Genomic DNA, 9,513 nt, shown 5'->3' with positions numbered 1-9,513 from the left:
GAATAAAAATTGTGAAAAATATTTTTTTCATTATTAATAAATATGTGGCGGGGTTATTATAAAAAACTAAAGTACTTTTTTACATTTAAAAACTTACTCTTTTTAGTTAAGATTTTACCTTCTTTATTACCCCTTGTATAAATTTTAACTCTAAAATGATTTTTGTCTTTATTCTTTTTTTTCAAATTAAAACTTCACTTTCAAGCCACCGCAATTTTCATTTGCTTATGCAAAATATGAATTTCTAAATCAGTTTGCGCGCCACAATATTCGCCATCGATCTGAAAATTTACGGGATAATCTGTTTTTATTGTCGCTTGGTCTGTCGAAATAATTACGATATCATCAGAATCAATTGGCATATTTCCAGTAATTATTTTCCCGATTAACAACAAATCAAGGCTTTTTAAAATTACCAATTCAAACTTTCCGTCGTTCATTGCGCCATTTGGATTAATAATTACGCCTGTTCCGTATTTTTGAGAATTGGCAATTACAATCATTCGCGCCGTATGTTCAACCGTTTCATTATTAGCCGAAATAGTAGCCACAAAAGGTTCTTCGGATTCTTTTAATGCCGAATATGCTTGTAATGCATAACCCCAAAAACCACGTAAATTACTTTCTTCGTAATTCTTTACCAAGTTTGCATTGACTCCAATATCACTCAAATGGATACTTTTTTTACCGTTAATACAAATCATATCCATTTCGATATAATGATGCAGAAAAGCTATTTTCAGATTCTCCTCGATGGTGTCCGGCAGATTCAAATCTACTGACAATCCGTTAGCCGAACCAGCGGGTAAAATACCAATAATGATATCAAATTGCTCCATAGCTTCGGCCACCATTTTTATGGTTCCGTCACCCCCAGCCACCACAATGCGTTCGGGTTGATACTGATTATAAAGTGCCTGTACCTTTTTTTGATCGTTCTTACCAGTAGTTTCATAAACTTCCAAATCAAAATGATGAGTGGTTGCAAACTCCTGTACATCAGCTATTAAATCGGATTTATCCAGATCTCCCGAAATCGGGTTTACGACAAATAGAATATTCTTTTTCAAAGTTTTATTTTTAAAATCAATTAAAATAATTAATTTACATCATCTATAAATATACATAATTAATGAAACCAATTTTACAATTATATCGCGGTTACGCCAATGAAGAAGAATTAATTGTAATGGGACATGTTTTCAGAAGAACGTATGAATATGATTTTCAGAAGAAAAATTTCAAAAATGCTACTTCAATTATCAATCAGTTCAGGATAAAAACTATTAAAAATTTTGATATTTATCTAAAATGCGGCAATCAGGAGATTCACACCAAAACATTGGACGACGGCTATTTTAAGTTTTGTATTCCGCTGGAAAAAGAAACTCATTTTGGGTGGATTGAATATGAAGTCAGTATTAAACATAAAACAGAAACCATAACCGAAAAGGGCAGTTTCATTCGGCCTCACAAAGGTAAATTAGGCATTATCTCCGATATTGATGATACTTTTCTGATCTCGCACACCGGAAATTTCTTTCGAAAAATATATGTTCTCTTATTTAAAAATGTGAATGACCGCAAGGTTTTTAAAGATGTAGTACCACATTATCAGGCTTTGAGTTCAGCCGGAAGAAATAATAAAGAAGAAGAAAATGCTTTTTTTTATGTATCCAGCAGCGAATGGAATTTGTATCGTTTTATTGTCAAATTCACCAAAATACACCATCTGCCAAGGGCCGTAATTCTATTGAAAGACATCAAAAGAGGAGTCCCCGATTTCTTCATGAGCGGACGCGGAAATCACGACCATAAATTTGATAAAATAAAACACGTTTTAGAATTCTACCCCAATCTTAAATATGTTTTATTAGGAGATGATTCACAGCACGATCCCATTTTGTATGAGCGGATCTGTAAAATATTTCCCGTAACCGTAAAGGCGGTTTACATCCGACAAACTGGAAAACACAAAAAAGAAGCCACCAAAACAATTATGAAAAACCTCGAAAATTTAGAGGTTTCCGTTTGTTACTATAAAGACAGCAGTGAGGCCATTATGCACTCTAAATCTATCGGTCTTATTTCGTAAAATGTAAGATGTGATTTGTGAAATGTGATTTGTGAAATGCATGGAGTACATATAGTGTGTCTTCTGCTTTTTTGTAAGGGATAGTAAACTTTAGACATAAAAAAACTTTGTCAAAGTTCAACCTTTGACAAAGTTATATATTCGTTTCAAAACTGAAAACTAAGACTGAATACTGAGAACCGCGACTGAAAACTAATTAAGCATTAAAGTTATCAATCTCTTCCTGAACAATTTCCCAGTCCAGCAACAATTGATCTAAATCTTTTTTCTTTTTGTTGTATGCAGTAAAAAACGAAGCATCTTCGATATGTTTGTCGTAATTAGAAGCCAGCATTTTGTCATCGTGCTGAATGTCTTTCTCCAATTGTTTGATTTGACTCTCTACTTTACTCAATCGATTTTGAAGTGCTTTTCCTTTTTTCTGATCTTCGTATGACGTTTTATTGCTTTCTTTTGGAGCAGCAGCTTTCGCCACATCCTTTTTCTCAACCTCACGCATGTTTTCTAGATTGCGTTGCTCTAAGAAGTAGTTGATGTCTCCTAAATATTCTTTTATTTTTTGATCTTTGAATTCGTAAACGATGTTCGACATTCCCTGAAGGAAATCTCTATCGTGAGAAACCAATAATAGGGTTCCTCCAAATTTTTGAAGTGCTGCTTTTAAAACGTTCTTCGATTTAATATCCAGGTGATTCGTAGGCTCATCCATCAACAACACATTGATAGGCTGCAACAACAATTTACAAAGTGCCAAACGGTTACGTTCACCTCCTGAAAGTACCTTTACTTTTTTCTCAACATCGTCTCCACGGAATAAAAAGGATCCCAACATATCACGAACTTTCATACGGTTTGTGTCTGTAGCAGCATCTTCCATAGTTTGAAGCAACGTAATTTCTCCATCTAAATATTCAGCCTGATTTTGAGCAAAATATCCTAACTGAACATTATGTCCTAATTTGATGTTCCCCTGGTACTCAAATTCGTCTACAAGAGCTTTAATGAAAGTCGATTTTCCTTGTCCGTTTTGTCCCACAAAGGCAATTTTACTTCCTCTTTCTACCAATAAACTAATATCTTTCAGAATCGTTTTCTCTCCGTAAGCTTTGGTAACATTCTCAGCTTCGATTACTACTTTTCCCGGTTCTTTTGAAACTGGAAACGAAATATTCATTACCGAATTATCATCCTCATCTACTTCAATTCTTTCTACTTTATCTAACTTTTTAATTAACGATTGCGCCATTGAAGCTTTGGAAGCTTTTGCACGGAACTTTTCGATTAATTTTTCAGTTTCTTCAATTTTCTTTGCCTGATTCTTTTGAGTTGCCAATTGCTTTTCACGAATTTCATGACGCAATTCTAAATATTGAGAATACGGCTTATTAAAGTCATACGCTTTTCCTAATGAGATTTCGATGGTACGGTTGGTAACGTTATCAAGGAACATTTTATCGTGCGATACGATTACCACAACTCCCGGATAGTTACGCAGGAAACTCTCTAACCAAATAATACTCTCGATATCCAAGTGGTTGGTTGGCTCATCCAGAAGCAATACATCATTGGATTGCAATAGCAGTTTGGCCAACTCGATACGCATTCTCCAACCTCCCGAAAATGTTTCAGTTTGGTTATTGAAAACTTCTCTTTTGAAACCTAATCCTAAAAGAATTTTCTCTGTATCTCCCACATAATTGTAACCTCCAAGAAGGTCAAAACGATGGGTATAATCAGATAAATCCTCGATGATCTGGCCATATTCTTCACTTTCATAATCGGTTCTGGTAACCAATTGATGATTGATTTCTTCTAGTTTTTTCTCTACAACTTTAATTTCTGTAAAGGCTTCATACGCTTCTTCCAACACAGTTCTTCCGCGTTCAAAATCAATATCCTGACGCAAAAAACCCATTCGGATATCTTTCTCCTGGGAAATAACCCCGGAATCAGGAGCAAAATCTCTTGCTAACATTTTAAGCATTGTAGATTTACCTGCTCCGTTTTTACCAACAAGACCTACACGGTCGCCAGCACCTAAACGAAAAGTAACTTCTTCAAATAAATATGTTCCTCCAAAAGAAACCGAAAGATTGTGTATATTAAGCATAATGTGTAACTATTGTTGCAAGCAGTAAAGGTTTTAAGTACCTTATTTACTTTACTTTTTGAAAGTGCAAAAGTATGACAATTAATTTAAGTTTCGACTGTCGATTTAAAAACAAATCGTACTGGTTTATTTCGCGATAAAAACTCTTTTTTAGCCTTTAACCTCTTTTGTTTGAATAATAAAAAAACGGATAGAAGTCTAAAAGGCTTTTATCCGTTTAATAAAATATTTATCGTGTTCCTTATGCCTCTTTTGGCTCCGGTAACATTACTGATGCAATTACCGAAATTGCCAGAATCCCTCCAATTACAAGTAATGAATACAAAGATTCAATATGATAAAATGGAGAAATAATCATTTTCACTCCAATAAACGAAAGAATTATAGCCAAACCATATTGCAATTTACTGAACAAGTGAATAAAGTTATCCAATAAAAAGAATAAGGCTCTAAGTCCCAAAATTGCAAAAATGTTAGACGTATAAAGAATAAACGGATCACTAGAAATGGCAAAAATTGCCGGTATAGAATCTACTGCAAACAATAAATCGGTAAACTCAATTACAGCTACTACTACCAAAAGTGGTGTTGCCAGTTTTTTTCCGTTTTCGAATGTAAAGAATTTATCTCCATCGTATTTATCGCTAACGCTGAAAAACTTTCTGATTAATCTTGCTCCTCTGGTATTGTTGTAATCCTCTTCATCGTCATCATCACCAGCAGACCATGATTTGATTCCTGCATAAACCAAAAACAATCCGAAAGCTGTCATGATTAAGTTGATATCGTACTTGAACCCTGCTACTCCAACCAGACTTAAAAGCTTGTTTAAATAGGTAAGTTCGATTAAGAAAGCTCCCGAAAAGATAAAGATAGCTCTCAAGACCAATGCTCCGATAATACCCCAAAATAAAACTTTGTGTTTGTTTTGGTTGGCTACGTCAAAAAACTTGAATACTAATATAAATACAAAAAGGTTATCTACTGAAAGTGCTTTTTCAATCCAATAAGCCGACTGAAATTCGTAAAATTTCGCCGATCCCGCAAAGTAATAAACCAAACCACTAAAAATCATCGCTAAACTAATCCATACTAATGACCAGGTTACTGCTTCTTTATTACTTACTTCATGGCTTTTTTTGTTGAAAATTCCTAAATCCAACAATAGCATGATGACTACTGCAATCGCGAAAACGATTATTAATCCCGGATGTTCTGAAAAAATAGGGTGCTGATTCATTTTGAATATTAATTAAGTTAAATTTAAATTTATTTATTGGCCATTGTAACCATAATGACTCTTCCTCCTTCTTCTTTTGAAAGAAGTATTTTTTTTCCGTCAGTCAGCTCTATCATAGTTCCAATAGGAATTTCTTTGTCTTCGGTTAAGTCTTTTAATGAAGTTAACTTTTGGTTGACAAATACCCATTTATCATTAAAATAGGTAAAATAACCAACCGGTACTTTTTGCTGTGGCGTTAATTTTTCATTGCGGGCAATATTACGATTTACATGCCATTGAAACAAGTACTGATCGTTATAAACCATTAATCTATGATTCTCGGGTTTCCATACTGTTTCCTGAAACTGATAATAGAGGTCTAAGACTGGCAGCGTACCTTTGTGAGGAGTATTACAAAATGGGCACTTTGGTGTATTTGTGTTATCAAAAACATACCATTTTTGCTCGCACGCCGCATTGTGACACTTCTGCATTAAGTCTGTTGTTTTGAGTAATGCTATTTCCCACTCTTCAGCATTAGGTCTTTGCATCGGATTGTGCAATCCGTCTATAAAAACTTTATCGAATAAGGTTTTTAAATAAGGCCCCGTAATCGAATATGGCAATTGGTTAATATCTGCCCATGGTAAATCCCATTTAGAAACCTGATTGAGTTTGGGTCTATTCGTTTCATCCGTTGGATGTTCAATAAACATTGCTTTTTCTCCCATAGACAGTAAATCATCTTTTTCGGTATCAAGATCATGAACCTTCCCTCCTTTCAAAGGGTGTCTGTGTAGTAAAAACATGTAAATAAGAACCGGCAATGCATGCAGATCCGTTAATCGACTCGGTAATTTTCTGTCAGGATCGGTTTTGTTTAAATGTTTGGTCGAAAGTACTTCGGGAGCGATAAATTCTGCTGTGCCAATTACTTCCGCAGGAAATAAACCCGGCACCACTAATCCGTCCAAATCAATCATACAGGCCGATCTTTGAATTGGATCGATTAAAACATTATTGTACGACAAATCAGAATGGGCCAATCCCATAGCATGCATTTTCTTTACACCCCGGGTTAAATTGACACAAACCTGAAAATAACTCAGCCAGTCTCCTAATTCTGAATTCGAGACTCTAAGAGGGAAATGGGGGTTTCTGAATTTAGGACCTGCAAACCATTTCCCGTTTTTTTCTTTTCCCTGAATTAAGTCACTCGTAGCATATCCTTTTTTAAAGAAAAATTTACCGTCGTAAATCGGAACGATTATACCCGTCAAACCTTTATGTTCTATAACATCTGTAGGCCATCTGTATACTTCATTTAAATAATAATCTCCTGCATCTCCGTTCTGGATCTGAGCCAGATATTTATTTGTGATTCTTTGTAATCTCTCTTTTTGATTGAAATCTAATTTATCTCTAAAAATAGCAACAACATATTTTCTATCCGGACTAAAATAAACATCTTTAACACCGCCACGCATGGGTTCACCATTATCAACAAATTGATAGGTCTTCACGGTGTCATTAATTGATTTTACTGTAATTACACTCATACTTAATAAATTATGGCAAGGGTTCTGTCATCATGATTTCCCGGGTTCCAGAAATCCATCCAAGCTGAAAGCTGGTTGGCAATTTCAGTATTTCCCTTATCAAAATCAACTTTATTTCCGTCTTCATTTTTTCCGTTTAGATCCTCAAGAAATTCGTTCCATTTATCAATCTTTTCCAGGTTGGCTTCAACAACAAATTTAGGATCGTAAATCCCGTCCGTCATCAGCATCAAATAAGAGAAATCATCAACCAATTTAAATCCAAATCGAGTAGAAAATTTATCACTTTGAAAAATTTCCGGCATGGTTATAAATCGTGTTCCTCCTCCAAAATCGCCTACATCAATCCAATTCATTAACTTAACCTCTGTCAGATCTTTATTCAATAATCCGATTGGACAATCCCCTATTCCAAAAGTTAAGATGGCATATCCAAAATCATATTTCTTCACCAGAGCAAAAATTAAAGTTGCATGAAAATCTTTCAGATCAGCTTCATTTTTGATCGCAAATTCTTCAATTTCCTGATGTGCAAAATGAGCCGCTCTTGACAAATTATGATATACAAAATGACTTATTTTTTTTGAAGTTTCATCGGTTGCTTTATGATGATGCTCGCTTAAAACCCCATCAAATTCCTTTAAACCTTCTGTGTTTAAATTTTCTTCAAAATACTGAATAACCGAATCACAGGCTATTTTCGAACCTTGTCTTGAAAGTTTTGCACTACCTGCACCATCCGAAACCGCCAGAACGCTCCATCCAATTTCGCCAAGATTTTTAAAAGTAAAATCGTCTTCTCTAAAAGAACCTTTATTAGCATGACTACGGCCTCTTTTAGAAGCCACTACAATATTCTTATCTAAAAATTTAGTCGCAACAATTTCATTATCCGGTTTCCAGAGCGCATCGGTTTTATCGCTTTCCAAATCCTTCCACAACGATTTTGGATCCGGATTTATAATCAGTGTTAGTGTTTTTTCGTTTAAAACCGAATCTTCCGGCTCACCCTGAACTCTAAATAGTATTTTTATTTTTAAATCCCCGCTTATTTTTGGAGTTCCAATTAGCTCATCATTCGCATTAAATTCAAGACCTGTACTTTCTAAGCCTTCTATTTCAAAAAAAATAAAATCATTCCAGCTCAAAGCATTGAAATCAATTTTTGCCTGATAATTTTTATTTACTGTGCCGTTTGGTATTGAGACCGTTTGTGTCAAAATATCGTCTATTCTGTTTTTCAATATCCAATTCTGCATAATCATTTTTTGGTTTTCCTGAATTATTTTTACTGCATTGACATTTTTTTCATTGGCTATAAAGGCCTCGAAAAGGGCTGCTTTATCTGCAGAAATGTCAATTTTCTTTTGGGATAAAAAAGACTGAATATATCTTTTGGTTTCCTCCATGAAATTATCCTTGTGTTCTGTTTACATCAAACCCGCCTTCACCGCAGCCATAACTTCCCTGATTGTTACACCAAGGACAAGTACTTATATCTTCGTCACCAATGCAATGTATTTTTTCACACACACAAACGGCAAAAGCAATCTGATTTCCACAACACGGACAAGTTGGTCCGCCAATAAGTTCATCGGTATTTACTTTATTGCTAAAATTAGCCGAATCTGCTAATTCAAAATAAGAGTTATCAACCTGATATGCGCCTACTAACTTGTAGTTTTTTGAAGATAATTCTATTCCTGCATAAATAGATTCCGCGATAGTTTTGCGGTACTTCATTAAATAAGGTCTTTTGGTATTTTGACATTTTCCGTTTAGAACTACAAAATTATCATCGACATATTGACGATTTGGACTTTCTTTGGTTAAATCTATTTTCGAAAGTGTTTCTCCGTCTAATTTCGCCAATTCAAAACCATTCGAATTACTTTCAACACTTATACTGCTTGTTTTTATGGAGTCTGTTACCCATTTAAAAAACTCTTTATACGATTGTACATTGGTATTTTTAAAATGCAGTACATTTTCTGTAAGCTCGCCTAATAATTTTGTATCTGTTTCGCTACCAAAAGAAATCGCAATTAAGTTGGCTGTTCGCTGCCAGTTTTGTTTCCATTCGTTTATTGCTGCCTGACTGTCATCAGTAGGAACGCCGTCTGTAAATAAAAAAACAATAGGTTTCCAATCACCTTTTACCTCATAAGTAGTTTTAACTATATTACTTCTTAACTCATACATTAAATGCCCCAGTCCTTTGCTTAAAGAAGTACCGCTGCCAATTGGAAATTTAGGCGGATAAAAACTTACTATTTCCTGCAAAGGCACTAATGTTCTGGGCTGTCCTGCAAACACTATAATCGAAACAAAAACAGTTTCAAGAGCATGCGGATCAGTTTTTAAAGCCTGAATTATGGTAGCCAATCCTTCTTCAACCTGCTGAATTGGTTCTCCAACCATTGACTCCGAAATATCAATTAAAAAATATATGGGTAATCTTCTCATTTTAAAGGAAATTTAATAACATTAAAAAAATAACTAAAAGCAGAATCTGCGTCATATCAAC

7 protein-coding genes are annotated in these 9,513 nt (G+C 34.6%); 1 reads left to right on the top strand and 6 read right to left on the bottom strand.

Annotated features, from left to right (window positions below; genetic code table 11):
• Positions 1 to 200 precede the first annotated feature (200 nt).
• Positions 201 to 1,070, bottom strand: a complete 870-nt coding sequence (locus FLA105534_RS19295) for a diacylglycerol/lipid kinase family protein (RefSeq protein WP_173967718.1) — start codon at positions 1,068 to 1,070, stop codon at positions 201 to 203.
• 62 nt (positions 1,071 to 1,132) lie between these two features.
• Here FLA105534_RS19295 and FLA105534_RS19290 point away from each other — a divergent pair, with 62 nt between their 5' ends.
• Positions 1,133 to 2,095 carry an App1 family protein gene (locus tag FLA105534_RS19290; protein ID WP_173967717.1) on the top strand — a complete coding sequence of 321 codons (963 nt, stop codon included), beginning with the start codon at positions 1,133 to 1,135 and terminating at the stop codon, positions 2,093 to 2,095.
• A gap of 196 nt (positions 2,096 to 2,291) precedes the next feature.
• Here FLA105534_RS19290 and FLA105534_RS19285 read toward each other — a convergent pair whose 3' ends face one another.
• The 5 genes from FLA105534_RS19285 to FLA105534_RS19265 all read right to left on the bottom strand — a co-directional run bounded on the left by FLA105534_RS19285 (position 2,292) and on the right by FLA105534_RS19265 (position 9,452).
• Complete coding sequence (locus FLA105534_RS19285; protein WP_173967716.1) at positions 2,292 to 4,205, bottom strand: ABC-F family ATP-binding cassette domain-containing protein; 1,914 nt, start codon at positions 4,203 to 4,205, stop codon at positions 2,292 to 2,294.
• A gap of 241 nt (positions 4,206 to 4,446) precedes the next feature.
• Entirely contained in the window at positions 4,447 to 5,445 is a 999-nt protein-coding gene (locus FLA105534_RS19280; protein WP_173967715.1) for a TerC/Alx family metal homeostasis membrane protein, read from the bottom strand.
• Positions 5,446 to 5,474: 29 nt separating this feature from the next.
• Positions 5,475 to 6,986: a helix-hairpin-helix domain-containing protein gene (locus FLA105534_RS19275; RefSeq protein WP_173967714.1), complete on the bottom strand. Its 1,512-nt coding sequence runs from the start codon at positions 6,984 to 6,986 to the stop codon at positions 5,475 to 5,477.
• Positions 6,987 to 6,988: 2 nt separating this feature from the next.
• The gene (locus FLA105534_RS19270) at positions 6,989 to 8,395 is read right to left on the bottom strand and encodes a PP2C family serine/threonine-protein phosphatase (RefSeq protein ID WP_173967713.1); all 1,407 of its coding nucleotides are present in this window, start codon (positions 8,393 to 8,395) and stop codon (positions 6,989 to 6,991) included.
• A gap of 4 nt (positions 8,396 to 8,399) precedes the next feature.
• Positions 8,400 to 9,452: a TerY-C metal binding domain-containing protein gene (locus FLA105534_RS19265; RefSeq protein ID WP_173967712.1), complete on the bottom strand. Its 1,053-nt coding sequence runs from the start codon at positions 9,450 to 9,452 to the stop codon at positions 8,400 to 8,402.
• Between the last annotated feature and the right edge of the window lie 61 nt (positions 9,453 to 9,513).

The sequence above is a fragment of the Flavobacterium collinsii genome, from assembly GCF_902804485.1.
Lineage (GTDB): Bacteria > Bacteroidota > Bacteroidia > Flavobacteriales > Flavobacteriaceae > Flavobacterium > Flavobacterium collinsii.
The sequence above is the reverse complement of the archived record's forward strand: the minus strand, read 5'-3'. Positions and strand labels throughout refer to the sequence as shown.

Coding starts and splice junctions, on each gene's coding strand:
- FLA105534_RS19290 (WP_173967717.1), top strand. CDS start 1,133: ATGAAACCAATTTTACAATTATATCGCGGTTACGCCAATGAAGAAGAA.
- FLA105534_RS19285 (WP_173967716.1), bottom strand. CDS start 4,205: ATGCTTAATATACACAATCTTTCGGTTTCTTTTGGAGGAACATATTTA.
- FLA105534_RS19280 (WP_173967715.1), bottom strand. CDS start 5,445: ATGAATCAGCACCCTATTTTTTCAGAACATCCGGGATTAATAATCGTT.
- FLA105534_RS19275 (WP_173967714.1), bottom strand. CDS start 6,986: ATGAGTGTAATTACAGTAAAATCAATTAATGACACCGTGAAGACCTAT.
- FLA105534_RS19270 (WP_173967713.1), bottom strand. CDS start 8,395: ATGGAGGAAACCAAAAGATATATTCAGTCTTTTTTATCCCAAAAGAAA.
- FLA105534_RS19265 (WP_173967712.1), bottom strand. CDS start 9,452: ATGAGAAGATTACCCATATATTTTTTAATTGATATTTCGGAGTCAATG.